Here is a 22,927-nt window from a genome sequence, read left to right as displayed (position 1 = left end):
CATAATTTAGTTTGTCTTTGTGGGCTAGGTTGTGTTTATAGGGGGGGGGGGGCCCCCCCCCCCCCCCCCCCCCCCCCCCCCCCCCCCCCCCCCCCCCCCCCCCCCCCCCCCCCCCCCCCCCCACCTCCAGTTCCCCGCAAAGGGGAAAAAGCCCCCATCCCCCGGGAGGGGGGACCCTCCGCAGACCCGCCGGGGTCTCCCCGGCAAAAAGGAGCGTACAGTATGTTCAAATTCCTCCACGCCGCAGACCTGCATCTGGACAGTCCCTTTTCCGCCCTGCCGCCGGAGCGGGCGGCGGAGCGCCGTCGGGAGAGCCGCGCGCTGCCGGGACGTCTGGCGGACTATGTCAACGAAAACGGCATTCCTCTGGTGCTGCTGTCCGGCGACCTGCTGGACAGCACGGACTGCTACCGGGAGACGGCGGAGGCCCTGCGGGACGCGCTGGGCCGGATGAACGCCAGGGTGTTCATCGCACCGGGCAATCACGACTGGTACGGCCCCGCCAGCCCTTACGCCGCCCTGGATTGGCCGGAAAATGTCCGCATCTTCCGCTCCGGGACGCCGGAGGCGGCGGAGATTCCGGAGCTGAACGCCGTGGTCCACGGCATGGCCTTCACCGCGCCGGAGCAGCGGGAGAGCCTGCTGTCCGGCTTCGCCGCGCCGAAGGACGGACGGGTCCATCTGATGGCCCTCCACGGGGAGGCGGAACCGGCGGAGCGGCGGTACGATCCTGTGGAAAAGGCGGACATCGCCGCCAGCGGCCTGGCCTATCTGGCGCTGGGCCACATCCACCGGCGGGGAGAGCTGCGGTGCGGGGACACCCTCTGCGCCTGGCCCGGCTGTCCCGAGGGCCGGGGCTTTGACGAGCTGGGAGAGAAGGGCTTTTACGAGGGCACTGTGGACGATGGCGGCAGCGTGTCGCTGCGGTTCGTCCCCTTCGCCCGGCACCGTTATCAGGTGCTGGAGGCGGACGTCACCGGACAGGACCCTCTGACGGCGGTGGAGGCCGTCCTGCCGCCGGATACCGCGGGCGATCTGTACCGGATCTGTCTCACCGGAGAGACCGGGGAGGAGGGCCCGGACCTGTCCGCCATGACAGAGGCTCTGAAGGGCCGCTTCTACGCCCTGGAGCTGCGGGACCGCACCCGCGCCGCGGAGGATCTGTGGGCCAGAGCCGGGGAGGACTCCCTGCGGGGCCTGTTTCTCCGGGATCTGAGAAGACGGCTGGATACCGCCGGCTCCGACGGGGAGCGGGAGACCATCCAGAGGGCCGCCCGGTACGGTCTGGCGGCGCTGGACCACCGGGATCTGGGATAGACGATCGGACGCCCGCCGCTGGGAGAGCGGCGGGCGCTGTGTTTTTGCGAGGTCCTTTGCCGCGCAGTGGGGCGGGGGCAGCGGAGCGCCGCAAAACCGGACAGTCCCGGACAAACGTCCAAAACCGGGCGAGGGGCGGAAAATCAGGGGAAAACCGGCACGGTTTTGCCGCCAATGGTTGACAATCCGGTCCGGGCTGGATAAAATAAGAACTTAGTTGAATCCGGCGGACCCGCCGGGAGACAGAACTGGAAAATCAAACGGAAAACACCATTCTAATATACGTAAAGGAATTGAGGAAAATGGCACAGGATAAAAGACAAGTTGACGCGATCACGGCCCGGGACGTGGACTTTGCCCAGTGGTACACGGACGTGTGCAAGAAGGCGGAGCTCATCGACTACACCTCCGTCAAGGGCATGTTCATCTACCGTCCCTACGGCTACGCCATCTGGGAGAACATCCAGAAGGAACTGGACAAGAAGTTCAAGGAGACCGGACATGAGAACGTGTATCTCCCTGTGCTGATCCCCGAGTCCCTGCTCCAGAAGGAGAAGGATCACGTGGAGGGCTTCGCCCCGGAGTGCGCCTGGGTCACCATGGGCGGCAGCGAGAAGCTGGAAGACCGGCTGTGCGTCCGTCCCACCTCTGAGACCCTGTTCTGCGAGCACTACGCCAACATCATCCACTCCTGGCGGGACCTGCCCAAGAAGTACAACCAGTGGTGCTCTGTCCTGCGGTGGGAGAAGACCAGCCGCCCCTTCCTGCGCCACCGGGAGTTCCTGTGGCAGGAGGGCCACACCATGCATGCCACCGAGGCGGAGGCCCGGGAGGAGACCATGCAGATGCTGAACATCTACGCGGACTTCATGGAGAACGTGCTGGCCATGCCCGTCATCCGGGGCCGCAAGACCGACAAGGAGAAGTTCAAGGGCGCCGAGGAGACCTACACCGTGGAGTGCATGATGCACGACCACAAGGCCCTCCAGGCCGGCACCAGCCACTACTTTGGTGACGGCTTCGCCAAGGCCTTCGACATCACCTTCACCGGCAAGGACAACCAGCCTCACAATCCCCATCAGACCTCCTGGGGCGTTTCCACCCGCATGATCGGCGGCATCATTATGACCCACGGCGACGACAACGGCCTGGTGCTGCCTCCCCGCATCGCCCCCATTCAGGTGGTGGTGATCCCCGTGGCCGCCCACAAGCCCGGCGTTCTGGACGCCGCCGCCGCCCTGCGGGACCGTCTGGCCGCCGCCGGCATCCGGGTGAAGATGGACGACTCCGACAACAGCCCTGGCTGGAAGTACGCCGAGTACGAGATGAAGGGCGTGCCCCTGCGTGTGGAGATCGGCCCCAAGGACATCGAGAAGGAACAGTGCGTCATCGCCCGCCGGGACACCGGCGAGAAGGTCTTCGTGCCCCTGGCGGAGTTGGAGGCCAAGGCGGCCGGGCTGCTGGATGCTGTCCACGACAACATGTATGCCATGGCCCTGAAGAACCGGGAGGACAACACCTTTGACATCAAGACCCCCGAGGAGGCCAAGGCTATCGCCGAGGGCAAGGGCGGCTTCCTGCGGTCCAAGTGGTGTGGCAGCCTGGAGTGCGAGCTGGCCATGAAGGAGCGGGCCGGCGTTTCCTCCCGCTGCATGCCCTTGGCCCAGAGCGGCACCGAGGGCGTCTGCCCCGTGTGCGGCAAGCCCTGTGCCACGGATATCTACTGGGGCGTGGCGTATTAAAGAGGGGACTTCGTCCCCCCCTTTAGATTCCCCCTCACCAGTGACGTCGGTCACTGGTGTGTGCGCCCCCGGGGCGCACGGGTCAGGGTATTTTTGCCACGTACACGCCGTGGCAAAAATAATTACGGTAGTTCTTTTGCCCGGAGGGCAAAAGAACCGTGGGAAACCAGAGGTTTCCCCCTGGCCCCCTTTCCTTTGATTGACGCGCCGGACACCGGTGTTCGCGCGGGCCGGGTGCCGCGTCGGAAAAAAGAAACCAGGGGCGGGGCGTTTCGCCCCGCCCCTGTGTGTTACCCTCAGTAGGATGAACCGGTCTTCCGCAATCGCCGGTGCGTGACAGCGAAAGAGAGGCAGGGATCATACGGGACGACCCCGGCACCAGACTCCCGCGACTGTCAAGGTGCGGCAGCAAAAGAGAAGGACGGGGCATCCGGGAGCGCCCTTGATGCCAGTCTCCCACAACTGCCAGACTGCGGCAGCAAAAGAGAAGCAGAAGAGCATCCGGGCGGGACCCAGACTTTCGCAACTGCCATATATGGTTGAGAGGTCCAAGTCCTCAGCAAACACCGTGCCAAACCCCCGTAACAGGCGCTGCGAGCGTTCCGGGCGAAGCCCGGAATGCCGCCGCCAGCGTCTTTTCTCTTGACACCATCAAAAAGCGCTTTCTCTTTTCGGCGCAACCGAAAAGAGAAAGGGGGTTTTGCCCCGCGGCGGAGCCGCAAGCCATCGGCCTTCGCCGCGCCACCCCGCGCCCCGGACGGGGCGCACCCCCGCACCCCCGCGAGGGACCTCACAAAGCCGCCGGACGTCCCGGCACCCCGTCCCACGGGACAGATATTATATATAATGTATAAAGGAGCAAAGAACCGCCTATGACACTCCAAGACATCTGGAACAACCGCAGCTGGCGGTTCACCTTCTGGCTGACCTCCGCCCTGCTGGCCTACCGCACGGCGCCGGACACCGGCGTCTCCATGTACGTCTCCGTCCTGACGGGTTTGGTGTACATCGTCATGTGGCTTCTGCTGCTGCGCCTGGACGCCGGGGCGGAGGAGCGGGTCTCGCCGCTGGTGGGATTCATGCTGGTGCTGATGGCCCTGGCGCTGGTGACGCTGATCAGCTCCTCCCTGGGCTATACCATCACCATCATCGCCGTGTTCTGGCTGGTGCCGGTGGGGATGCCCCTCCAGGGCCTGGTCCGGCTGTTCTCCTATGACGCCAGCCGCTCCGACGGGGCCATGGCCGCTGTGGCCATGGTGTTCCTGGCCGTCCTGCTGGGCCTGCGGTTCCTGTGGGCACGCAAAAAACGCTGATTTTGATCGATTTTTGCGGGTAAAAAGACTTGCCAAAAAAATCTTGAAAATTTCATGAAAAACGGAGAAAATCCTCTTGACAACAGGAGGATTTTCTTTTATTATATGTAAGTCCGCGCGGGAAGGGAACACCATGCCCGGCGGCAGTGCGATGAACCGGGAGATTGCGGCCCAGGGCCGGTAACTTCCGGGGAGTATGTCCGATAATCGGGCGGCTGAGAGAACCTGTACGTTGCGTAGATCGCTGCGCCATGTCAGAAGACCGGCCGTATGTCATCATGCGTCCGGTATTTTTCATGAGCCGGAATGATACGCACGGTTAAGCGTATAGAAAAAATCTCTCGCCGTAGGTCGTCGAGACTGCGTCCAAACTACCTACGAAATTCAGGAGGAAAAAACAATGGCAGCACAGAAACAAATGATCCGCATTCGTCTGAAGGCCTATGACCACCAGGTCATCGACCAGAGCGCAGAGAAGATCGTCGAGACCGCCAAGCGCACCGGCGCCGAGGTCTCCGGCCCCATTCCTCTGCCCACCAAGAAGGAGATCGTCACCATCCTGCGCGCTGTCCACAAGTACAAGGACAGCCGTGAGCAGTTCGAGCGCCGCACCCACAAGCGCCTCATCGACATCACCAAGTCCACCCCCAAGACGGTGGAAGCCCTGATGGCCCTGGAGCTGCCCGCCGGTGTGGAGATCGAAATTAAACTGTAATCACGATCCCCGGCCGCGAAACCCCTGATCCCATCGTTTGCTACCCAATGTCCGCCGCTGTATGAGGCGGACGGGTCATGTCGGCAGAGCAATGCCGCGGGGCCGTATCCCCGGTAACCTAAGCCGACCAATAACCTTTAAGGAGGAAAATACATGAAAGCAATCATCGGCAAAAAAGTGGGCATGTCCCAGATCTTCGATGAAAACGGCCATGTGATCCCCGTCACTGTCATCGAGGCGGGACCCTGCACCGTTGTTCAGAAGAAGACTTCCGAGAAGGAAGGCTATCAGGCCGTCCAGCTGGGTTATGAGGACGTGCCCGAGCGCAAGCTCACCAAGCCGGAACTGGGCCACCTGAAGAAGGCTGAGGTCGCTCCCAAGAAGCACCTGCGCGAGTTCAATCTGGACAACGCCGCCGAGCTGAACATCGGCGATATCGTCAAGGCCGACACCTTTAAGGTGGGCGACTTCGTGGATATCACCGGCACCAGCAAGGGCCACGGCTATCAGGGCGTCATCAAGCGCCACGGCGCTCACCGCCTGAAGGAGACTCACGGTTCCGGTCCCGTCCACCGTCACGCCGGCTCCATGGGCTCTTCCACCGATCCCTCCCGCATCTTCAAGGGCAAGATCGGCGCCGGCCACATGGGCGTTGACCAGGTCACCGTCCAGAACCTGTCCGTCGTGAAGGTCGATCCCGAGCTGAACATGCTGGTCGTCTGCGGCGCCGTTCCCGGCCCCAAGGGCGGTCTGGTGACCATCAAGTCCACCGTCAAGGTCCACAAGGTCAAGCAGGCCGGCGCTGACATCAGCAAGAACCCGCAGAAGGCTTCCGGCCGCAACCCGCAGAAGGCTTCCGCCAGAAACAAGTAAGAAAGGGGTGCTTGAATAATGCCTACTATGAAAGTTTTGAACATGACCGGCGCAGAGGTCGGCACCGTGGAGCTGAGCGATGCGATCTTTGGCATCGAGCCCAACGAAGCCGTTGTGCATGAAGTCGTGAAGAATCACCTGGCCAACTGCCGGCAGGGCACCCAGAGCGCCCTGACCCGCGCCGAGGTCTCCGGCGGCGGCAAGAAGCCCTGGAGACAGAAGGGCACCGGCCACGCCCGTCAGGGCAGCACCCGCGCTCCCCAGTGGACTCACGGCGGCATCGTGTTCGCCCCCAAGCCCCGGGATTACAGCTACGTGCTGAACAAGAAGGTCAAGCGTCTGGCCCTGAAGTCCGTCCTGTCCGCCAAGGCCGCCGAGGGCAGCCTGGTGGTCGTGGATGCCGTCAAGCTGGACGCCATCAAGACCGCTGACTTCCGCAAGTTCCTGGACGCCGTCAAGGTGGACGGCAAGGCCGTGGTCGTCACTCCCGAGAAGGACGACATCGTGGTCAAGAGCGCCCGGAACATCCCCGGCGTTGTCACCACCACCGCCACCATCCTGAGCGTCTATGACATCCTGAACGCCAAGTACCTGGTCATCGACCAGCGCGCTCTGGCGACCATTGAGGAGGTGTTCGCATAATGGCTACCGCATACGACATCATCATCCGCCCCATCATCACCGAGCGGGCCATGGCCGGCGCCGCCGACAAGAAGTACGCCTTCGAGGTCGCCAAGGACGCGGGCAAGATCGAGATCAAGAAGGCTGTTGAGGAGATCTTCGGCGTGAAGGTCGCTTCCGTCAACACCCTGAACGTCCCCGGCAAGGCCAAGCGCATGGGCGCAGGCCGTCCCGGCACCACCCGTGCCTGGAAAAAGGCTTACGTCCAGCTCACCGACGATTCCAAGACCATCGAGTTCTTCGAGGGTATGGTCTGATAACGGAAGGAGTGTAAAGCGAATATGTCTATCAAAACCTTTAAGCCGACGACTCCTTCCAGACGTCAGATGACGGTCTCCGGGTTCGACGGCATTGACAAGAAGGCCAAGCCCGAGCCCAGCCTGACTGAGCCTCTGAAGAAGTCCTCCGGCCGCAACAGCTATGGCCGCATCACCGTCCGTCATCGCGGCGGCGGCAACAAGAAGAAGTACCGCGTCATCGACTTCAAGCGGGACAAGATCGGCACCGCCACCGTCCTGCGTCTGGAGTACGATCCCAACCGCAGCGCCAACATCGCCCTGATCCAGTATGAGGACGGCGAGAAGCGCTACATCCTGGCGCCTCTCGGCCTGAAGGCCGGCCACAAGATCATGACCGGTCCCGACGCCGACATCCTGCCCGGCAACGCTCTGCCCCTGGCCAACATCCCCGTTGGTACGGTCATCCACAACATTGAGATGCATCCCGGCAACGGCGCCCAGCTGGTGCGCGCCGCCGGTACCGCCGCTCAGCTGATGGCCAAGGAGGGCGGCGACGCCCAGATCCGTATGCCCTCCGGCGAGGTCCGCATCGTGCGTACCAACTGCTACGCCACCATCGGTCAGGTGGGCAACATCGAGCACGAGAACATCAACATCGGCAAGGCCGGCCGCAAGCGCCACATGGGTTGGCGTCCCACGGTCCGCGGTTCCGTCATGAACCCCAACGACCATCCCCACGGCGGCGGCGAGGGCCGCGCGCCCGTCGGCCGTCCCGGCCCTGTGACTCCCTGGGGCAAGCCCGCCATGGGCTACAAGACCCGCAAGGGCAAGAACCCCACCAATAAGTTCATCGTGAAGCGCCGCAACGAGAAGTAAGGAGGCAAGGAAATATGAGCAGATCCATTAAAAAAGGCCCGTATGTTGCCCCTGAGCTTCTGAAGCGGGTCGAGGAAATGAACGCGAAGAACGAGAAGAAGGTCCTGAAGACCTGGAGCCGCAGCTCCACCATCTTCCCCGCCTTCGTCGGTCACACCATCGCCGTCCACGACGGCCGCAAGCACGTTCCCGTGTATATCCAGGAAGACATGGTCGGTCACAAGCTGGGTGAGTTCGCTCCCACCCGCACGTTCCGCGGCCACGCCAAGAAAGCTTAACGAAGGAGGATGCAGAACATGGAAGAAATCAAGACTGCCAAGGCTTATCTGCGCTATGTCCGCATCGCTCCCCGGAAGGTCCAGATCGTCTGCGACCTGATCCGCGGCAAGGATGTGGCCACCGCGACCGCCATCCTGATGCAGACCCCCAAGGCTGCCTCTGAGCCCCTGATGAAGCTCCTGAAGAGCGCCGCCGCCAATGCGGAGAACAACTTCGGCATGGACCCCTCCAAGCTGTACGTTGCTGAGGTCTACGCCACTCCCGGCCCCATCCTGAAGCGGATGATGCCCCGGGCCCAGGGCCGTGCCTACCGCATCAACAAGAGAACTTCTCACGTCACCATCGCTGTGGCGGAAAAGGCATAAGAAAGGGAGGAGACAGTTTTTATGGGACAGAAAGTTAATCCCCACGGCCTGCGCGTGGGCGTCATCAAAGACTGGGATTCCCGTTGGTATGCCAGTGAAGAGAAGGTCGGCGACCTGATCGTCGAGGATCAGAAGATCCGCAAGTACCTGAAGAAGACCCTGTACGGCGCCGGCGTGCCCAAGATCGAGATCGAGCGCAGCGCCGATACCGTCACCGTCTATCTGCACTGCGCCCGCCCCGGCATGGTCATCGGCAAGGGCGGCGAGCAGATCGAGCAGTACCGTCTGGCCGTTGAGAAGCTCATCGGCAAGAAGGTCCGCCTGAACATCGTCGAGGTCAAGAACCCCGACATGGACGCTCAGCTGGTCGCTGAGAACATCGCCCAGCAGCTGGAGAAGCGCATCTCCTTCCGCCGCGCGATGAAGAACTCCATGGCCCGCGCCATGCGCGCCGGCGCCAAGGGCATCAAGACCTGCTGCTCCGGCCGTCTGGGCGGCGCCGAGATCGCCCGCGTGGAGCACTATCATGAGGGCACCATCCCCCTGCAGACCATCCGCGCCGACATCGACTACGGCTTCGCGGAGGCCGCCACCACCTTCGGCCGCATCGGCGTGAAGGTGTGGATCTACAAGGGCGAGGTCCTCAGCCAGACCCTGCGCACCACCCCCCGCACCATGGACACCTCCAAGCCCTATCAGGAGCGTCGTGAGCGCCGGCCCCGCCGGGACGGTGATTCCCGCGGCGACCGTCGCGGCAGCTTCAACCGCGACCGTCAGGGCGGCGGTTTCAACCGTGACCGTCAGGGCGGCGGCTTCAACCGCGCCGGCGGCCAGGGCGGCTTCAACCGCGCCAATGGCCAGGGCCGTCCCCAGGGTGGCTTCAGACCCAACACCAACACCCGCCCGGCGGCTGCCCCCGCAGCTCCCGCGGCTCCCGCTAAGGAAGGAGGAGCGCAGTAATGCTTCTGCCGAAGAGAGTAAAGTACCGCCGCGTCCACCGCGGCCGTATGACCGGTAAGGCCACTCGCGGCAATACCGTGTCCTATGGTGAGTTCGGTCTCCAGGCTCTGGAGCCCGCATGGATCACCAGCAACCAGATCGAGGCGGCCCGTATCGCCATGACCCGCTACACCAAGCGTGGCGGTCAGGTCTGGATCAAGATTTTCCCCGACAAGCCCGTCACGAAGAAGCCCGCCGACACCCGCATGGGTTCCGGTAAGGGTTCCCCCGAGTTCTGGGTGGCTGTCGTGAAGCCCGGCCGGATCATGTTTGAGATCGCCGGCGTATCTGAGGAAGTTGCCCGCGAGGCGCTCCGTCTGGCCAGCCACAAGCTGCCCATCAAGACGAAGATCGTTGCGGCTGATGCGCCCGCTGCGGCAGAGGAAGCAGGTGAGTGAGATGAAGGCAACTGAAATTCGTAAGATGAACGCCGAGCAGCTCAACGAGAAGCTGACCGGCCTGAAGAAGGACCTGTTTTATCTCCGGATGCAGCACGCTACCAATCAGCTGGACAATCCCCTGAAGATCAAGGAGACCAAGCGTGACATTGCCCGAGTCAAGACCGTTCTGCGGGAGCTCCAGGCTTCCGACAAGCAGTGAGAAGGAGGTAAGTGAAGATGAGCGAAGAAAAGAGAACTTCCTCCCGGAAGACCAGAGTCGGCAAGGTCGTTTCTGACAAGATGGACAAGACCGTGGTGGTCGCCATCGCCGACCGCGTGGCCCATCCTCTGTACAAGAAGATCGTTGGCCGCACCTATAAGCTGAAGGCCCACGACGAGAACAACGAGTGCGGCATTGGCGATACCGTGAAGGTCATGGAGACCCGCCCCCTGTCCAAGGACAAGCGGTGGCGCGTGGTCGAGATCGTTGAAAAAGCGAAGTAAGGAGGTGCCGAGGTATGATTCAGCAGGAAAGCTATCTGAAGGTTGCCGATAACACCGGCGCCAAGGAGATCAAGTGCATCCGCGTTCTGGGCGGTTCCACCCGGAAGTTCGGCAACATCGGCGACGTCATCGTGGCGTCCGTCCGCAAGTCCACTCCCGGCGGCACCGTGAAGAAGGGCGAGGTCGTCAAGGCTGTTATCGTCCGCAGCGCCAAGGGCATCCGCCGTGCCGACGGCACCTATGTCCGTTTCGACGATAACGCCGCCGTCCTGATCAAGGACGACAAGAACCCCAGAGGTACCCGTATCTTTGGGCCGGTCGCAAGAGAGCTGCGCGACAAGGATTACATGAAGATCCTGTCCCTGGCTCCCGAAGTCATTTGAGGAGGGTGCCGAACATGTCTATGAATATCAAGAAGAACGACACCGTCGTTGTTCTGTCCGGCAAGGACAAGGGCAAGCAGGGCAAGGTCCTGGGCACCGTCCCCGCCGACGGCAAGGTGGTCGTGGAGGGCATCAACATGGTGACCTGCCACGTGAAGCCCCGCCGTCAGGGCGAGGAGGGCGGCATCGTCAAGCGCGAGGCTGCCATCGCCGCCTGCAAGGTGCAGGTGGTGTGCCCCAAGTGCGGCAAGGCTACCCGCGTTGCCCACAAGGCTGAGAATGGCAAGAACGTCCGCGTGTGCAAGCACTGCGGCGCCAATCTGTAAGAGAGGAGAGACGAACAATGGCAAGACTGAAAGAGAAGTACAAGGCCGAGGTCGCTCCCGCTCTGATGAAGCAGTTCCAGTACAAGAGCGTCATGCAGATCCCCAAGATCGACAAGGTCGTCGTCAACGTGGGCTGCGGCGAGGCTCGTGAGAACTCCAAGGTGCTGGAGAACGTGGTCAGCGATCTGAGCCAGATCACCGGCCAGAAGCCCATCATCACCAAGGCCCGCAAGTCCATCGCTAACTTCAAGATCCGTGAGGATATGCCCATCGGCGCGAAGGTCACTCTCCGCGGCGACAAGATGTGGGAGTTCCTGGACCGCCTGTTCAACGTGGCCCTGCCCCGCGTCCGCGATTTCTCCGGTATCAATCCCAACGCCTTCGATGGCCGGGGCAACTACTCCCTGGGCATTAAGGAACAGCTGATCTTCCCCGAGATCGAGTACGATAAGATCGACAAGATCCGCGGTATGGACATCATCATCGTCACCACCGCTCAGACCGACGAAGAGGCCCGCGCTCTGCTCCAGCAGGTCGGCGCTCCCTTCGCCCGCTAAGGAGGAAGAACAAAATGGCTAAGAAATCCATGATCCTGAAGCAGCAGGCGGCTCCCAAGTACTCCACCCGGAAGTACAACCGCTGCAAGCTGTGCGGTCGTCCCCACGCCTATCTGCGTGACTACGGCGTCTGCCGTATCTGCTTCCGGGAGTTGGCCTACAAGGGCGAGATCCCCGGTGTGCGCAAGGCCTCTTTCTGAGTCTTTTTCCGCCATGCTTTGCGGCGTCCGCTCGACGTATCAACGATACACCTTCGCGGCCGACGCTTCGCCTGACGAAAAAATCCTTCAGAAACAGGCACCTTCTATCGGAAGGTTTTCTTCGATAGAACGCTGTTGGGAGACATCTTCTGACAGCCCTCTGCCGTGAGCTTTTGCTCCGGCAGACCCCCGCGCGGGTGCTCCGCTCCGGCGGACGCGCGGAACAACTTCTTTGCAGCCAAGAGCCCGTGTGATATGGGACTCTGGTTGATAGACGGATGGCGAAAGGTCACTGTGAATTGGGCACCACGCGCGAGCGGACTGCTCCATTCATAGTGATACCTCGCTGCCGAAACGGCAATGCCGTAACTCTAAAATAGGAGGATATTCAGAATGCATATCACTGATCCTGTTGCGGATATGCTGACCCGCATCCGCAACGCCAACAATGCCAAGCATGAGACTGTTGATATCCCCGCTTCCAACATGAAGAAGAGCATCGCTCAGATCCTGCTGGATGAGGGCTATATCAAGAGCTACCAGGTGGTGGACGACGGTCTGCAGGGCATGATCCACGTGACCCTGAAGTACAACGCCGGCAAGGAGAAGGTCATCACCGGCCTGCGCCGTGTCAGCAAGCCCGGCCTGCGCGTCTATGTGGGCGCTGATGAGCTGCCCCGCGTGCTCCGCGGCCTGGGTATCGCCATCATCTCCACTTCCAAGGGCGTCATGACCGACAAGAAGGCCCGCGAGGCTCATGTCGGTGGCGAAGTCCTGGCATTCGTTTGGTAAGGAGGGTATTTGAACAATGTCGAGAATTGGCAGAATGCCCATTACCGTTCCCGCCGGCGTGACCGTTTCCATCGCCGAGGGTAATGTGGTTACCGTCAAGGGACCCAAGGGCGAGCTGACGAAGGCGCTGCGCCCCGAAATGATCATTAAACAGGAAGGCAATACGATCACCGTGGATCGCCCCTCCGAGGACAAGCTGCACCGCAGCCTGCACGGCCTGACCCGGACGCTGCTGAGCAACATGATCACCGGCGTTCACGAGGAGTACAAGAAGGAACTGGAAGTCAACGGCGTTGGCTACCGTGTTGCCAAAGAGGGCAAGAACCTGGTCATGAACCTGGGCTTCTCTCACCAGGTGATCGTTCCCGAGATCGAGGGCATCACCATCGATGTCCCCGCTCCCAATAAAATCATCGTCCACGGCTGCGACAAGCAGGCTGTCGGCCAGTTTGCCGCCGAGATCCGTGAGAAGCGTCCCCCCGAGCCCTATAAGGGCAAGGGCATCAAGTACGCCGATGAAGTCATCCGCCGCAAGGTCGGTAAGACCGGCGCCAAGAAGTAAGGAGGTGTGCCGATATGATTAAAAGACCCAATACCAACGCTCAGCGTCTGAAGCGTCATAAGAGAGTGCGCGGCAAGATCTCCGGCACTCCCGAAATGCCCCGTCTGAATGTGTTCCGCAGCGAAGCCAACATCTACGCCCAGGTCATCGACGATGTCAACGGCGTGACCCTGGCTTCCGCTTCTTCCCTGGATAAGGCCATCGAGGGTTACGGCGGCAACATCGCCGCTGCTACCGCCGTTGGCAAGCTGGTGGCCGAGCGCGCCAAGGCCAAGGGTATCGAGATGGTCGTGTTCGATCGTGGCGGTTACCTGTATCACGGCCGCGTGCAGGCTCTGGCTGAGGGTGCCCGTGAGGGCGGCCTGAAATTCTAAGGAGGGAGGAACAACAATTATGCCGAGATTTGAAAGAGAACCCAGCGAGTACACGGAAAAGGTTGTTGCCCTCAACCGCGTGTCCAAAACCGTCAAGGGCGGTCGTGTTATGAAGTTTGCCGCTCTGGTCGTCGTCGGCGATCAGAAGGGTAAGGTCGGCTATGGCCTGGGCAAGGCCGCCGAGGTCCCCGAGGCCATCCGCAAGGGCCTGGAGGCCGCCAAGAAGAACATGATCACCGTCAACCTGTCCGGGACCACCATCCCCCACGAGACCATCGGTGTGGCCGGTGCCGGCCGCGTGCTGATGAAGCCCGCCGCCCCCGGTACCGGCGTCATCGCCGGCGGTGCTGTTCGTGCCATCGTGGAGGCTGCCGGCATTAAGGATATCCGGACCAAGTGCCTGCGCTCCAACAACGCCAACAACGTGGTGGCCGCCGCTTTCGAGGGCCTGCGCTCCATGCGGAGCCCCGAGGAAGTCGCCCGCATCCGCGGCAAGAGCGTTGAAGAGATCGTCGGCTAAGGAGGACTTCAACATGGCTAATTTAACGATCAAGCTCGTCAAGAGCCTGAACGGCCGCCTGGAAAAACAGGTCGCCACTGCGAATTCCCTGGGCCTGCGCAAGATCGGTGACATCACCGTGCAGCCCGACAACGACCAGACCCGCGGCAAGATCGCCAAGATCGGCTATCTGCTGCAGGTCACAGAGGGAGGTAACAAATAATGAAGCTGAGTGAACTGTCTCCCGCTGAGGGTTCCGTCCGTCAGGCCTACCGTAAGGGCCGGGGCGCCGGCAGCGGCAACGGCAAGACCGGCGGCCGCGGCCACAAGGGCCAGAAGGCCCGTTCCGGCGGCAAGGTCCGTGTCGGTTTCGAAGGCGGCCAGATGCCTCTGGTCCGTCGTGTCCCCAAGCGCGGCTTCAACAACATCTTTGCCGAGCCTCTGGAGATCATCAATCTGAGCGCTCTGAATAAGTTTGAGGACGGTGACACTGTCACTGCTGAGGCTCTGCTGGAAAAGGGCATCCTGTCCAAGTGTGTCTATGGCTACAAGGTCCTGGGCAACGGCCAGGTGACCAAGAAAGTCACTGTCAAGGCTTCTGCTTTCTCCAAGTCTGCCAAGGAAGCTATCGAGGCGGCTGGCGGAAAGGCAGAGGTGATGTAACGTGATCCAGACGATTCGCAAAGCGTGGGGTATCCCCGAGCTGCGGAAGAAGATCATCTTTACACTCCTGATCCTGCTGATTTTCCGCATTGGTAATGCGATTCCGGTTCCCTTTGTCAATGTGAAGCTGCTGTCCGCCTATCTGGCCGGCCAGAGCACCACCATCCTGGGCCTGTACAACGTGATGTCCGGCGGCGCTTTCGCCCAGGCCACGCTGTTCGCCCTGAGCATCCAGCCCTATATCAACAGCTCCATCATCATCCAGCTGCTGACGGTGGCTATCCCCTACCTGGAGCGGCTGGCCCGTGACGGCGGCGAGGAGGGCCGGAAGAAGATCCAGTCCATCACCCGCTACGCCACCATTGCCATCGCGCTGCTGCAGGGCTGGGGTTACTTCCTGATGATGAAGAACTACGGCCTGCTGAACGTGGCTGATCCCACCATCTGGCACGCCCTGGTCATCATCGTGTCCTTCGTGGCCGGTTCCTCCTTCGTCATGTGGATGGGCGAGCAGGTCACCGAGTTCGGCGTGGGCAACGGCATCTCCATCATCCTGTTTGCCGGCATCCTGTCCCGCGTTCCCACCATGGTGTCCAGCATGATCACCAATGTCCAGACCTGGTCCGCCGTCAAGGCCGGCACCATCACCCTGGACTCCCTGACCCAGAGCTACACCGCCGAGGGTTACGGCGCCACCCAGGCCGCCCAGATGGCACAGAACCGTCTGGACAGCGCTCTGGCTCCCTGGGCCGTGGTGCTGATCCTGGTGGGCGTCCTGGCGCTGATCGTCTTCATCGTGTTCATCAACGACGCCGAGCGCCGCATTCCCGTGCAGTACGCCAAGCGTCAGGTGGGCCGGAAGATGTACGGTGGCCAGACCACCAACCTGCCCATGAAGGTGAGCATGGCCGGTGTGCTGCCCATCATCTTCGCACAGAGCATCGCCTCCCTGCCCGCCACCATCATGGCGTTCACCGGCGTGGGCGACGAGAACTCCTTCAGCTACAAGCTGAGCCAGTTCATCGACACGAAGTCCGTGCTCTACATGGTCATCTACTTCGTGCTGATCATCGGCTTCAGCTACTTCTACTCCACCATCCAGTTCAACCCTGTTGAGGTCGCCAACAACCTGAAGAAGCAGGGCGGCTTTATCCCGGGCTTCCGTCCCGGCAAGCCCACTGTGGACTTCATCAAGCGGGTCCTGAACAAGATCACCCTGTTCGGCGCCATCTATCTGGGCATCGTGGCCATCTGCCCGCTGCTGCTGGGTAAGATCGTCGGCAACGGCAGTCTGTCCATCGGCGGCACCTCCGTCATCATCGTGGTGGGCGTCGCTCTGGAGACGGTGAAGGCCCTGGAATCCCAGATGCTGATGCGTCAGTATAAGGGCTTCCTGGAATAAGAGAAAAGGGGAAACACATGAAGCTGATTTTATTGGGCGCCCCCGGCGCCGGTAAAGGCACTCAGGCCGAGCGCCTGTGCAAGGAGCTGAATGTACCCACGATTTCCACCGGCAACATCCTCCGTGCCGCCATCAAGAACGGCACGCCCACCGGCCTGAAGGCCAAGTCCTTCATGGACGCGGGCCATCTGGTGCCCGATGAGGTCATCATCGGTATCATCACCGAGCGCCTGGCGGAGGACGACTGCAAGAACGGCTACATCCTGGACGGCGTGCCCCGCACCATCGCCCAGGCGGAAGCCCTGGAAGACGCTGGGATCCACTTCGACGCCGTGGTCTCCATTGAGATCTCCGACGAGGAGATCATGGAGCGCATGAGCGGCCGCCGCGTCTGCGAGAGCTGCGGAGCCAGCTACCACCTGGTGGCTGTCCCCCCCAAGACTCCCGGCGTGTGCGACGCTTGCGGCGGCAAGCTGGTCCAGCGGAAAGATGATGCACCGGAGACGGTGAAGAACCGTCTCACGGTCTATCATAAGGAGACCGAGCCCCTGAAGGACTTTTACGCCAAGCGCGGCCTCCTGAAGCCTGTGGAGAACCAGCCCTCTGTGGAAGGTACTCTCCAGGCCATCCTCCACGCACTGGGGAGATGAGTGCGATGATCACACTGAAATCCTCCCATGAGATCGAACTGATGCGCCGGGCCGGAAAAATTACCGCGGCTGCCCGTGCTTTGGCAGGGGAAATGGTAAGACCCGGCGTAACAACCCAGGAGATCGACAGCGCGGTGGAGCATTTCATCCGCAAAAACGGCGCAGTCCCGTCCTTCCTGCACTACAACGGCTATCCCGCCAGCGTTTGCATCAGCGTCAACGATGAGATCATCCACGGTATCCCGGGTCCCCGGGTGCTGCAGGAGGGCGATATCGTCAGCGTGGATGTGGGCGCCTTCATCGGCGGGTTCCACGGCGACTGCGCGGCCACCTTCCCCTGCGGGACCATCTCCCCGGAGGCCCAAAAGCTCATCGACGTCACCCGTCAGAGCTTCTTCGAGGGGATCGCCAACGCGAAGGAAGGCCACCGTCTGCTGGATATCTCCGCGGCGATCCAGCAGTATGTGGAGAGCAATGGCTTTTCCATCGTCCGGGAATACGTGGGCCACGGCGTCGGTACCAAGATGCACGAGGCTCCCGAGATCCCCAATTACGGTCATCCCGGCCGCGGACCCCGGCTGCTCCGGGGCATGACCCTTGCAATCGAACCCATGGTGAACGCCGGCAGCGCCGCCATCAAGCAGATGCCCGACGGCTGGACCGTCCGGACGCTGGACGGCAAGTGGGCCGCTCACTATGAGAATACGATCCTGATCACGGACGGCGAGCCTGAGATCCTGACGGCTCCCGCCATCTGAAAAAAGACGTATGGAAATTGCAAAATCAAACATTGTACGGTCGGACGCCGGCAGGGACAGGGGAAAGCTGTTCTATGTCCTGAAGGTGGAGGGCGAGTACCTCCTGCTGGCGGACGGCAAGACCCGGAAGGTCGAGTCACCCAAGCGGAAGAAGCGGCGGCATGTGCTGTTCGTCTCCGCCGAGGAGAACCGGCTTTCCGACAAGATCAAAGGCGAAGAAAGAATCACCAACAGTGAGCTTCGCAAAGCACTCGCGGCGTTCCGCGAGGAAGATTATCCGAGCCAGGAGGGATAACGTTTGGCAAAATCCGACATGATTGAGGTGGAAGGCGTGGTCGTCGAGGCCCTGCCCAACACGACGTTCCAAGTAGACATTGGAAATGGACACACGATTTTGGCGCATATTTCCGGAAAGCTCAGAATGAATTTCATCAGGATTCTGCCCGGCGACAAGGTAACGGTGGAGCTGTCCCCGTACGATCTGAACCGAGGCCGGATAACCTGGCGTAGTAAGTAGGAGGTTAACGAACATGAAAGTAAGACCGTCCGTGAAGCCCATGTGCGAGAAGTGCAAAGTGATTCGCCGCAAAGGCCGTGTCATGGTGATTTGCGAGAATCCCAAGCACAAGCAGAGACAGGGCTGAGATTGAAAGTGGAGGTGCTTTAAAAGTATGGCACGTATTGCCGGTATTGACCTGCCCAAGGATAAGCGAATCGAGATCGGGCTCACTTATATCTACGGCATTGGCAGAAAGAGCGCCAAGGACATCCTGGCGCAGACGGGCATCAACCCCGACACCCGCGTGAAGGACCTGACCGACGCCGAGGAGCAGAAGCTCCGTGACGCCATCGACAACTACACTGTCGAGGGTGACCTGCGCCGCCAGACCGCACTGGACATCAAGCGTCTGACCGAGATCGGCTGCTACCGCGGCCTGCGTCACCGGAAGGGCCTGCCCGTCCGCGGCCAGCGCAGCAAGACCAACGCAAGAACCCGCAAGGGCCCCAAGAAGACCATTGCCAATAAGAAGAAGTAAGGAGGGAGATCGAAAATGGCAACAGCGAAAGCAGCAGGCGGCAAGAAGGTCATTCGCCGCCGTCGTGAGCGGAAGAACATTGAGCGTGGACAGGTCCATATTCGTTCTTCCTTCAACAACACCATGGTGACCGTTACCGATACCCAGGGCAACGCCATCTCCTGGGCTTCCTCCGGCGGAATGGGTTTCCGCGGCAGCAAGAAGTCCACTCCCTTCGCCGCGCAGACCGCCGCTGAGGTGGCCGCCCGCGCCGCGATGGAGCATGGCCTGAAGACCGTTGAGGTCTTCGTCAAGGGCCCCGGCCAGGGCCGTGAGGCCGCCATCCGCGCCCTGCAGGCGGTGGGCCTGGAAGTGACCATGATCAAGGACGTCACTCCCATCCCCCACAATGGCTGCCGTCCCCCCAAGCGCCGCCGCGTCTAATCAAAACAGGAGGTAATAAAGCGATATGGCAAAGAATATGCAGCCGATTGCCAAGCGTTGCAAGGCTTTGGGCATTTCTCCTGCCGTTATGGGCTATGCGAAGAAGGAAACCAACCGCAACCCCGGCGGCCAGATGAGAAAGAAGAAGAGCGAGTATGCCGTCCAGCTGAACGAGAAGCAGAAGGTCAAGTTCATCTACGGCATTCTGGAGAAGCAGTTCCACTCCTACTATGAGGCCGCCGCCGCTGCCCCCGGCAAGACCGGCGACAACCTGCTCATCACTGTGGAGCGCCGTCTGGACAACGTGGTGTACCGTATGGGCTTCGCCATGACCCGCCGTCAGGCCCGTCAGCTGGTGAACCACGGCCACTTCACCGTCAACGGCAAGAAGGTCAATATTCCCTCCTACCTGGTGAAGGCCGGCGACGTCATCGAGGTTGCCGAGTCCAGCCGTTCCTCCGAGGCGTTCAAGCGTCTGGTGGGCCAGGATGCCCCCATGTTCCTGCTGCCCCCCTGGATGGAGCGTGAGAAGAACACTCTGAAGGGCACCGTGACCCGTCTTCCCGCCCGTGAGGATATCGACATTCCCATTGAGGAACACCTGATCGTTGAGTTGTACTCTAAGTGATTGGAGGATACCCTCAAGAATGTTACGAATTGCATGTGCTGTGCTGCGTAGCGGCGCCGCACGGAGAAGATGAAGGAGGGTAACCGCATGATCGAAATCGAAAAGCCCCAGATCAACTGCACCGAAACTCCCGGCGACGCCACCTACGGCAAGTATGTGGTGGAGCCGCTGGAGCGGGGGTACGGTACCACTCTGGGCAATGCTCTGCGCCGTGTTATGCTGTCCTCTCTGCCCGGCACCGCTCCCACGACCATCAAGATCGCTGGCGTGCAGCATGAGTTTTCCACCATCCCCGGTGTGAAGGAGGACGTCACCGAGATCGTCCTGAACGTCAAGGGCATCCTCACCAAGCTCCACACCGAGGGCACCAAGACCGTCTATATCGAGGCCGTTGGCCCCTGCGAGGTCACCGCCGGCGATATCAAGCTGGACGGCGAGGTGGAGGTGCTGAACCCGGAGATGCACATTGCCACGCTGGACAACAATGCCACGCTGAACATGGAGATCACGCTGTCCCATGGCCGGGGTTATGTCTCTGCGGACCGCAACAAGCCCCAGCAGAACATCATCGGCACCATCGCTGTGGACTCCATCTACACTCCGGTGTACAAGGTCAACTACACGGTGGAGCCCACCCGCGTGGGCGCTTCCAGCGACTTCGACAAGCTGACGCTGGAGGTCTGGACCGACGGGACCATCTCCGCCCGGGACGCTGTTTCCCTGGGCGCCAAGATCCTGTGCGACCACTTCACCCTGTTCACGGATCTGTCCGACACGGTGAGCAGCAAGCCCACCGTGGTGGAGAAGGCGGAAGCCCAGCGCGACAAGGTCCTGGAGATGACCATTGAGGAGCTGGACCTCAGCGTCCGGAGCTTCAACTGCCTGAAGCGGGCCAACATCAACACCGTGGAGGACCTGATCTCCAAGACGGAAGACGAGATGATGAAGGTCCGGAACCTGGGCCGCAAGTCCCTGGAGGAAGTCATCAACAAGCTGGCGATGATGGGCCTGTCCCTGGCCAGCGACGACAACAACTGATTTTCAGCCGCCCGGCGGCGTGCCGCCGCGGCGATCACATTCCCGATAAGGAGGAATACCGAAATGCCCGGAACTCGCAAACTCGGCAAGACCACCGATCAGCGGATGGCCATGCTGCGCCAGCAGGTTACGGATTTCCTGGACGCCGGCAAGATGGAGACCACCGTCACCCGCGCCAAGGAGATCGCGCCCCTGGCCGAGAAGATGATCACTCTCGGCAAGAAGAGCGACCTGGCCGCCTATCGTCAGGCCATGAGCTTCATCACCCGCGAGGATGTCTGCAAGAAGCTGTTCAAGGAGATCGCTCCCGCTTACGCGGAGCGCAACGGCGGTTACACCCGCATCATCCGCACCGGCATCCGCCGCGGCGATGCTGCTGAGACCGCAATGATCGAGCTGGTCAAGTAAGACGCCCCCAACAAAATAGAAAAAGCCCTTTGTCATGGGAACGTACGTCCCGTGACAAAGGGCTTTTTTGCGGGGAAACCGGCGAAGCGCCGCCAGCGGCGGAAAAAGCGAGCCGGTTTCGAGGAAGCGGCGCGATTGGCGGCCCCGAAAGGGGACGGGAATCGCAAAGCCGCGACGGTGGGCAAGAACCGGCGAAGCGCCGCCAGCGGCGGAAAAAGCGAGCCGGTTTCGAGGAAGCGGCGCGATTGGCGGCCCCAAAAGGGGACGGGAATCGCAAAGCCGCGACGGTGGGCAAGAACCGGCGAAGCGGCTTTTTGCGCAAAACCTTTACGTTCGCCGTCTTGCGCCGGGGGAGAGAATATGATAGACTGAACCTGACAAGGAAGCTGCGGACCATCCCAGCGGGCCGCAGGGCATGGGCGGGAATCATCTTCCTGCCGGGCGCCGGAGGGCGCGATGGAGGGCTGCTATGCGGAAAGTGCGCTGTATCGAGTGCGGAAAGACCTACGACTACGACGAGGATGGATTCTGCCCCCGCTGCGGGGCGTTCAATCAGCCCTCCAGGGACATGGGCGGCGCCGTTGTCCGGACGGCGGAACGGCGGGACGGCCTGAATGAGAAGGGCCACGGCGGTTCCTTCCTCCACCGGGAGTACCATGCCGAGGAGCGGCAGCGCCGCGGCACCGGTCTGGAGAGGGACACGGATCGCGCATCGTCATCCCGCCGGCAGACGGCTGCAAAGCCGCTGACTTCCTCCGAGGGCAAACAGAGTTGGGGGAAGCTCTCTGTCTGGAAACTGATCAAATGGATCATTATATTCTACATCGCATTCGGCATGCTCACCGGACTGATGACGAGACTGCCAATGCTCCTGTGGCATTTTTGACGCGGACGGTCACCACCGCCCGCGTTTTCCGTACCAGCGGAAATATCAAACAACAGATTTTGACACTCGTATTTTTTCTCTGGCTGTGCAAACTATCCCCGATATAAATGCGGTTCCCGAGCAATCAGACGCGGGAATCATGGGGGAGTGAGCACGGATGGGGAAAAAACGGCTGGCGGCGATGGGGGCCGCTGTTCTGATCGCGCTGTCCTGGGGCGGCGGAGTGAACGCCGTACCGGCGGGAGGAGGCGCGGAGATCCCGACGGAGGAGCCGAAATACGTGGCCCTGACCTTTGACGACGGCCCCCGTTCGGACACCACCACCCGTCTGCTGGACGGCCTGCTGACCCGGGGCGCCAGCGCTACCTTCTTCCTGGTGGGAGAGCAGATCGCGGGCAACGAGGATCTGGTGCGGCGGATGCGGGACGAGGGACATCAGGTGGGGAACCACTCCTGGAGCCACATGATGCTGAAGGGACAGTCCAACGCCGTGGTGGACCGGGAAATCGGGAAGACCGATGCGCTGCTGAAGGAGGTGCTGGGGGACGGCACATACTGGGTGCGCCCGCCCTACGGCCTGCTGAACGAGAGCCAGAAAAAGCGGTTCACCGTGCCGCTGGTCCACTGGTCCGTGGACCCGGAGGACTGGAAGCTGCGGGATACGGCCAAGGACGTCCAGGCGGTTCTGAAAAAGGTGCAGCCGGGGGACATCATTCTGATGCACGACTCCGTGCCGGAGACGGTGGACGCGGCGCTGGAGATCGTGGACACCCTACAGGCGCAGGGCTACACTTTCGTCACTGTGGAGGAGCTGCTGCGGCTTTACGACGTGACTCCGGAGCCGGGGGTGTTCTATCTGTCCGCCACGGAACACCACTGACAGGGTGGGACGCCACGGGGAGTGAATTTGGAAATAGAGTATATAATGGCTGCTTTCCACATTATAGTAATGACTACTGAATAATGGCCCATTTTTATTTAGGCGAGAGAAGTGCCGGCAAAAACGCAAGTAGTTGCAAAATGGCGCACTGAATCTTGCGGAGATTCAGCACCAGAAC

General features: G+C 61.3%; 37 protein-coding genes. All 37 read left to right on the top strand.

Features of this window, described 5'->3' with window-relative positions; genetic code table 11:
* Positions 1–222 precede the first annotated feature (222 nt).
* Positions 223–1,317, top strand: a complete 1,095-nt coding sequence (locus ACTNBU_RS09735; RefSeq protein WP_441033403.1) for a metallophosphoesterase family protein — start codon at positions 223–225, stop codon at positions 1,315–1,317.
* 302 nt (positions 1,318–1,619) lie between these two features.
* The gene (proS, locus tag ACTNBU_RS09730) at positions 1,620–3,059 is read left to right on the top strand and encodes a proline--tRNA ligase (RefSeq protein WP_441033400.1); all 1,440 of its coding nucleotides are present in this window, start codon (positions 1,620–1,622) and stop codon (positions 3,057–3,059) included.
* 872 nt (positions 3,060–3,931) lie between these two features.
* Positions 3,932–4,372 (top strand): hypothetical protein, encoded by a 441-nt coding sequence (locus tag ACTNBU_RS09725; protein WP_441033398.1) that lies wholly within the window; start codon positions 3,932–3,934, stop codon positions 4,370–4,372.
* 400 nt (positions 4,373–4,772) lie between these two features.
* A complete protein-coding gene (gene rpsJ / locus ACTNBU_RS09720) occupies positions 4,773–5,087 on the top strand; it encodes a 30S ribosomal protein S10 (protein WP_325285648.1) in 315 nt (104 codons plus the stop codon).
* Between the two features lie 153 nt (positions 5,088–5,240).
* Positions 5,241–5,960, top strand: coding sequence for a 50S ribosomal protein L3 (gene rplC, locus ACTNBU_RS09715; protein WP_441033395.1), 720 nt, complete (start codon positions 5,241–5,243; stop codon positions 5,958–5,960).
* Between the two features lie 18 nt (positions 5,961–5,978).
* Positions 5,979–6,602, top strand: a complete 624-nt coding sequence (rplD, locus tag ACTNBU_RS09710; protein WP_441033392.1) for a 50S ribosomal protein L4 — start codon at positions 5,979–5,981, stop codon at positions 6,600–6,602.
* Positions 6,602–6,898, top strand: a complete 297-nt coding sequence (gene rplW / locus ACTNBU_RS09705) for a 50S ribosomal protein L23 (RefSeq protein ID WP_441033389.1) — start codon at positions 6,602–6,604, stop codon at positions 6,896–6,898. Before rplD ends, rplW begins: the two co-directional genes overlap by 1 nt.
* A gap of 24 nt (positions 6,899–6,922) precedes the next feature.
* Positions 6,923–7,756 (top strand): 50S ribosomal protein L2, encoded by an 834-nt coding sequence (rplB, locus tag ACTNBU_RS09700; RefSeq protein WP_441033388.1) that lies wholly within the window; start codon positions 6,923–6,925, stop codon positions 7,754–7,756.
* A gap of 14 nt (positions 7,757–7,770) precedes the next feature.
* Positions 7,771–8,034 carry a 30S ribosomal protein S19 gene (gene rpsS, locus ACTNBU_RS09695; protein ID WP_441033385.1) on the top strand — a complete coding sequence of 88 codons (264 nt, stop codon included), beginning with the start codon at positions 7,771–7,773 and terminating at the stop codon, positions 8,032–8,034.
* Between the two features lie 18 nt (positions 8,035–8,052).
* Positions 8,053–8,400, top strand: a complete 348-nt coding sequence (gene rplV / locus ACTNBU_RS09690; RefSeq protein WP_441033382.1) for a 50S ribosomal protein L22 — start codon at positions 8,053–8,055, stop codon at positions 8,398–8,400.
* Positions 8,401–8,421: 21 nt separating this feature from the next.
* Complete coding sequence (gene rpsC / locus ACTNBU_RS09685; RefSeq protein WP_441033381.1) at positions 8,422–9,360, top strand: 30S ribosomal protein S3; 939 nt, start codon at positions 8,422–8,424, stop codon at positions 9,358–9,360.
* On the top strand, positions 9,360–9,797 hold the full coding sequence (gene rplP, locus ACTNBU_RS09680) for a 50S ribosomal protein L16 (protein ID WP_441033379.1): 438 nt from the start codon (positions 9,360–9,362) through the stop codon (positions 9,795–9,797). The genes rpsC and rplP overlap by 1 nt, the downstream gene beginning before the upstream one ends.
* Position 9,798: 1 nt before the next feature.
* Positions 9,799–9,999, top strand: a complete 201-nt coding sequence (gene rpmC, locus ACTNBU_RS09675) for a 50S ribosomal protein L29 (protein ID WP_441033378.1) — start codon at positions 9,799–9,801, stop codon at positions 9,997–9,999.
* 17 nt (positions 10,000–10,016) lie between these two features.
* A complete protein-coding gene (gene rpsQ / locus ACTNBU_RS09670; RefSeq protein ID WP_441033375.1) occupies positions 10,017–10,283 on the top strand; it encodes a 30S ribosomal protein S17 in 267 nt (88 codons plus the stop codon).
* 14 nt (positions 10,284–10,297) lie between these two features.
* Positions 10,298–10,666, top strand: coding sequence for a 50S ribosomal protein L14 (gene rplN / locus ACTNBU_RS09665; protein WP_441033372.1), 369 nt, complete (start codon positions 10,298–10,300; stop codon positions 10,664–10,666).
* A gap of 14 nt (positions 10,667–10,680) precedes the next feature.
* Entirely contained in the window at positions 10,681–10,992 is a 312-nt protein-coding gene (gene rplX / locus ACTNBU_RS09660) for a 50S ribosomal protein L24 (RefSeq protein WP_441033369.1), read from the top strand.
* A 17-nt stretch (positions 10,993–11,009) separates the two neighbouring features.
* Positions 11,010–11,549, top strand: a complete 540-nt coding sequence (gene rplE / locus ACTNBU_RS09655; RefSeq protein ID WP_441033367.1) for a 50S ribosomal protein L5 — start codon at positions 11,010–11,012, stop codon at positions 11,547–11,549.
* A gap of 14 nt (positions 11,550–11,563) precedes the next feature.
* Positions 11,564–11,749, top strand: a complete 186-nt coding sequence (locus ACTNBU_RS09650; protein ID WP_325285635.1) for a type Z 30S ribosomal protein S14 — start codon at positions 11,564–11,566, stop codon at positions 11,747–11,749.
* Positions 11,750–12,142: 393 nt separating this feature from the next.
* Entirely contained in the window at positions 12,143–12,541 is a 399-nt protein-coding gene (gene rpsH, locus ACTNBU_RS09645) for a 30S ribosomal protein S8 (RefSeq protein WP_325285634.1), read from the top strand.
* 16 nt (positions 12,542–12,557) lie between these two features.
* Positions 12,558–13,103 (top strand): 50S ribosomal protein L6, encoded by a 546-nt coding sequence (gene rplF, locus ACTNBU_RS09640; protein WP_441033365.1) that lies wholly within the window; start codon positions 12,558–12,560, stop codon positions 13,101–13,103.
* A gap of 14 nt (positions 13,104–13,117) precedes the next feature.
* The gene (gene rplR / locus ACTNBU_RS09635) at positions 13,118–13,477 is read left to right on the top strand and encodes a 50S ribosomal protein L18 (protein ID WP_441033362.1); all 360 of its coding nucleotides are present in this window, start codon (positions 13,118–13,120) and stop codon (positions 13,475–13,477) included.
* Between the two features lie 19 nt (positions 13,478–13,496).
* Positions 13,497–13,997: a 30S ribosomal protein S5 gene (rpsE, locus tag ACTNBU_RS09630; protein WP_441033359.1), complete on the top strand. Its 501-nt coding sequence runs from the start codon at positions 13,497–13,499 to the stop codon at positions 13,995–13,997.
* Between the two features lie 13 nt (positions 13,998–14,010).
* Positions 14,011–14,199: a 50S ribosomal protein L30 gene (gene rpmD / locus ACTNBU_RS09625; RefSeq protein ID WP_441033357.1), complete on the top strand. Its 189-nt coding sequence runs from the start codon at positions 14,011–14,013 to the stop codon at positions 14,197–14,199.
* Positions 14,199–14,639, top strand: coding sequence for a 50S ribosomal protein L15 (gene rplO, locus ACTNBU_RS09620; protein WP_441033354.1), 441 nt, complete (start codon positions 14,199–14,201; stop codon positions 14,637–14,639). Before rpmD ends, rplO begins: the two co-directional genes overlap by 1 nt.
* Before the next feature lies 1 nt (position 14,640).
* Positions 14,641–16,041: a preprotein translocase subunit SecY gene (gene secY / locus ACTNBU_RS09615; protein WP_441033353.1), complete on the top strand. Its 1,401-nt coding sequence runs from the start codon at positions 14,641–14,643 to the stop codon at positions 16,039–16,041.
* A gap of 17 nt (positions 16,042–16,058) precedes the next feature.
* Complete coding sequence (locus ACTNBU_RS09610; RefSeq protein WP_441033350.1) at positions 16,059–16,691, top strand: adenylate kinase; 633 nt, start codon at positions 16,059–16,061, stop codon at positions 16,689–16,691.
* A 5-nt stretch (positions 16,692–16,696) separates the two neighbouring features.
* A complete protein-coding gene (gene map / locus ACTNBU_RS09605) occupies positions 16,697–17,449 on the top strand; it encodes a type I methionyl aminopeptidase (protein WP_441033347.1) in 753 nt (250 codons plus the stop codon).
* Positions 17,450–17,459: 10 nt separating this feature from the next.
* The gene (locus tag ACTNBU_RS09600) at positions 17,460–17,744 is read left to right on the top strand and encodes a KOW domain-containing RNA-binding protein (RefSeq protein ID WP_441033344.1); all 285 of its coding nucleotides are present in this window, start codon (positions 17,460–17,462) and stop codon (positions 17,742–17,744) included.
* A gap of 3 nt (positions 17,745–17,747) precedes the next feature.
* On the top strand, positions 17,748–17,966 hold the full coding sequence (gene infA, locus ACTNBU_RS09595) for a translation initiation factor IF-1 (RefSeq protein WP_441033341.1): 219 nt from the start codon (positions 17,748–17,750) through the stop codon (positions 17,964–17,966).
* 13 nt (positions 17,967–17,979) lie between these two features.
* Complete coding sequence (gene rpmJ, locus ACTNBU_RS09590; protein ID WP_014116882.1) at positions 17,980–18,093, top strand: 50S ribosomal protein L36; 114 nt, start codon at positions 17,980–17,982, stop codon at positions 18,091–18,093.
* Positions 18,094–18,120: 27 nt separating this feature from the next.
* Positions 18,121–18,486, top strand: a complete 366-nt coding sequence (gene rpsM / locus ACTNBU_RS09585; RefSeq protein WP_441033336.1) for a 30S ribosomal protein S13 — start codon at positions 18,121–18,123, stop codon at positions 18,484–18,486.
* Positions 18,487–18,501: 15 nt separating this feature from the next.
* Positions 18,502–18,909 carry a 30S ribosomal protein S11 gene (rpsK, locus tag ACTNBU_RS09580; RefSeq protein WP_441033334.1) on the top strand — a complete coding sequence of 136 codons (408 nt, stop codon included), beginning with the start codon at positions 18,502–18,504 and terminating at the stop codon, positions 18,907–18,909.
* Positions 18,910–18,934: 25 nt separating this feature from the next.
* Entirely contained in the window at positions 18,935–19,537 is a 603-nt protein-coding gene (gene rpsD, locus ACTNBU_RS09575; RefSeq protein WP_441033331.1) for a 30S ribosomal protein S4, read from the top strand.
* 87 nt (positions 19,538–19,624) lie between these two features.
* On the top strand, positions 19,625–20,575 hold the full coding sequence (locus tag ACTNBU_RS09570; protein WP_441033328.1) for a DNA-directed RNA polymerase subunit alpha: 951 nt from the start codon (positions 19,625–19,627) through the stop codon (positions 20,573–20,575).
* A gap of 63 nt (positions 20,576–20,638) precedes the next feature.
* Positions 20,639–20,983: a 50S ribosomal protein L17 gene (rplQ, locus tag ACTNBU_RS09565; protein WP_441033325.1), complete on the top strand. Its 345-nt coding sequence runs from the start codon at positions 20,639–20,641 to the stop codon at positions 20,981–20,983.
* Positions 20,984–21,452: 469 nt separating this feature from the next.
* Positions 21,453–21,869 carry a hypothetical protein gene (locus ACTNBU_RS09560; RefSeq protein WP_441033323.1) on the top strand — a complete coding sequence of 139 codons (417 nt, stop codon included), beginning with the start codon at positions 21,453–21,455 and terminating at the stop codon, positions 21,867–21,869.
* Between the two features lie 157 nt (positions 21,870–22,026).
* A complete protein-coding gene (locus tag ACTNBU_RS09555) occupies positions 22,027–22,749 on the top strand; it encodes a polysaccharide deacetylase family protein (RefSeq protein WP_441033320.1) in 723 nt (240 codons plus the stop codon).
* Positions 22,750–22,927: the final 178 nt, after the last annotated feature.

Origin of the sequence: Dysosmobacter sp. HCP28S3_G4 (assembly GCF_052065175.1) — a bacterium.
GTDB lineage: Bacteria > Bacillota > Clostridia > Oscillospirales > Oscillospiraceae > Oscillibacter.
Note: the sequence above shows the minus strand (reverse complement) of the source record. Positions and strands in the feature narration are given on the sequence as shown.

Bases quoted from the DNA above. Each gene is read 5' to 3' on its own strand.
- ACTNBU_RS09570 (WP_441033328.1), top strand. From the start codon at position 19,625: ATGATCGAAATCGAAAAGCCCCAGATCAACTGCACCGAAACTCCCGGC.
- rpsE (WP_441033359.1), top strand. From the start codon at position 13,497: ATGCCGAGATTTGAAAGAGAACCCAGCGAGTACACGGAAAAGGTTGTT.
- rplQ (WP_441033325.1), top strand. From the start codon at position 20,639: ATGCCCGGAACTCGCAAACTCGGCAAGACCACCGATCAGCGGATGGCC.
- ACTNBU_RS09650 (WP_325285635.1), top strand. From the start codon at position 11,564: ATGGCTAAGAAATCCATGATCCTGAAGCAGCAGGCGGCTCCCAAGTAC.
- rpsD (WP_441033331.1), top strand. From the start codon at position 18,935: ATGGCAAAGAATATGCAGCCGATTGCCAAGCGTTGCAAGGCTTTGGGC.
- rplN (WP_441033372.1), top strand. From the start codon at position 10,298: ATGATTCAGCAGGAAAGCTATCTGAAGGTTGCCGATAACACCGGCGCC.
- ACTNBU_RS09735 (WP_441033403.1), top strand. From the start codon at position 223: ATGTTCAAATTCCTCCACGCCGCAGACCTGCATCTGGACAGTCCCTTT.
- rplV (WP_441033382.1), top strand. From the start codon at position 8,053: ATGGAAGAAATCAAGACTGCCAAGGCTTATCTGCGCTATGTCCGCATC.
- rplB (WP_441033388.1), top strand. From the start codon at position 6,923: ATGTCTATCAAAACCTTTAAGCCGACGACTCCTTCCAGACGTCAGATG.
- ACTNBU_RS09560 (WP_441033323.1), top strand. From the start codon at position 21,453: ATGCGGAAAGTGCGCTGTATCGAGTGCGGAAAGACCTACGACTACGAC.
- ACTNBU_RS09610 (WP_441033350.1), top strand. From the start codon at position 16,059: ATGAAGCTGATTTTATTGGGCGCCCCCGGCGCCGGTAAAGGCACTCAG.
- ACTNBU_RS09555 (WP_441033320.1), top strand. From the start codon at position 22,027: ATGGGGAAAAAACGGCTGGCGGCGATGGGGGCCGCTGTTCTGATCGCG.
- rplC (WP_441033395.1), top strand. From the start codon at position 5,241: ATGAAAGCAATCATCGGCAAAAAAGTGGGCATGTCCCAGATCTTCGAT.
- proS (WP_441033400.1), top strand. From the start codon at position 1,620: ATGGCACAGGATAAAAGACAAGTTGACGCGATCACGGCCCGGGACGTG.
- ACTNBU_RS09600 (WP_441033344.1), top strand. From the start codon at position 17,460: ATGGAAATTGCAAAATCAAACATTGTACGGTCGGACGCCGGCAGGGAC.
- rpmJ (WP_014116882.1), top strand. From the start codon at position 17,980: ATGAAAGTAAGACCGTCCGTGAAGCCCATGTGCGAGAAGTGCAAAGTG.
- rplR (WP_441033362.1), top strand. From the start codon at position 13,118: ATGATTAAAAGACCCAATACCAACGCTCAGCGTCTGAAGCGTCATAAG.
- rpmC (WP_441033378.1), top strand. From the start codon at position 9,799: ATGAAGGCAACTGAAATTCGTAAGATGAACGCCGAGCAGCTCAACGAG.
- rplP (WP_441033379.1), top strand. From the start codon at position 9,360: ATGCTTCTGCCGAAGAGAGTAAAGTACCGCCGCGTCCACCGCGGCCGT.
- rpsK (WP_441033334.1), top strand. From the start codon at position 18,502: ATGGCAACAGCGAAAGCAGCAGGCGGCAAGAAGGTCATTCGCCGCCGT.
- map (WP_441033347.1), top strand. From the start codon at position 16,697: ATGATCACACTGAAATCCTCCCATGAGATCGAACTGATGCGCCGGGCC.
- rplW (WP_441033389.1), top strand. From the start codon at position 6,602: ATGGCTACCGCATACGACATCATCATCCGCCCCATCATCACCGAGCGG.
- rpsC (WP_441033381.1), top strand. From the start codon at position 8,422: ATGGGACAGAAAGTTAATCCCCACGGCCTGCGCGTGGGCGTCATCAAA.
- rpsS (WP_441033385.1), top strand. From the start codon at position 7,771: ATGAGCAGATCCATTAAAAAAGGCCCGTATGTTGCCCCTGAGCTTCTG.
- rplF (WP_441033365.1), top strand. From the start codon at position 12,558: ATGTCGAGAATTGGCAGAATGCCCATTACCGTTCCCGCCGGCGTGACC.
- rplO (WP_441033354.1), top strand. From the start codon at position 14,199: ATGAAGCTGAGTGAACTGTCTCCCGCTGAGGGTTCCGTCCGTCAGGCC.
- rplD (WP_441033392.1), top strand. From the start codon at position 5,979: ATGCCTACTATGAAAGTTTTGAACATGACCGGCGCAGAGGTCGGCACC.
- ACTNBU_RS09725 (WP_441033398.1), top strand. From the start codon at position 3,932: ATGACACTCCAAGACATCTGGAACAACCGCAGCTGGCGGTTCACCTTC.
- rpsQ (WP_441033375.1), top strand. From the start codon at position 10,017: ATGAGCGAAGAAAAGAGAACTTCCTCCCGGAAGACCAGAGTCGGCAAG.
- rpsM (WP_441033336.1), top strand. From the start codon at position 18,121: ATGGCACGTATTGCCGGTATTGACCTGCCCAAGGATAAGCGAATCGAG.
- rplX (WP_441033369.1), top strand. From the start codon at position 10,681: ATGTCTATGAATATCAAGAAGAACGACACCGTCGTTGTTCTGTCCGGC.
- rplE (WP_441033367.1), top strand. From the start codon at position 11,010: ATGGCAAGACTGAAAGAGAAGTACAAGGCCGAGGTCGCTCCCGCTCTG.
- rpmD (WP_441033357.1), top strand. From the start codon at position 14,011: ATGGCTAATTTAACGATCAAGCTCGTCAAGAGCCTGAACGGCCGCCTG.
- rpsJ (WP_325285648.1), top strand. From the start codon at position 4,773: ATGGCAGCACAGAAACAAATGATCCGCATTCGTCTGAAGGCCTATGAC.
- rpsH (WP_325285634.1), top strand. From the start codon at position 12,143: ATGCATATCACTGATCCTGTTGCGGATATGCTGACCCGCATCCGCAAC.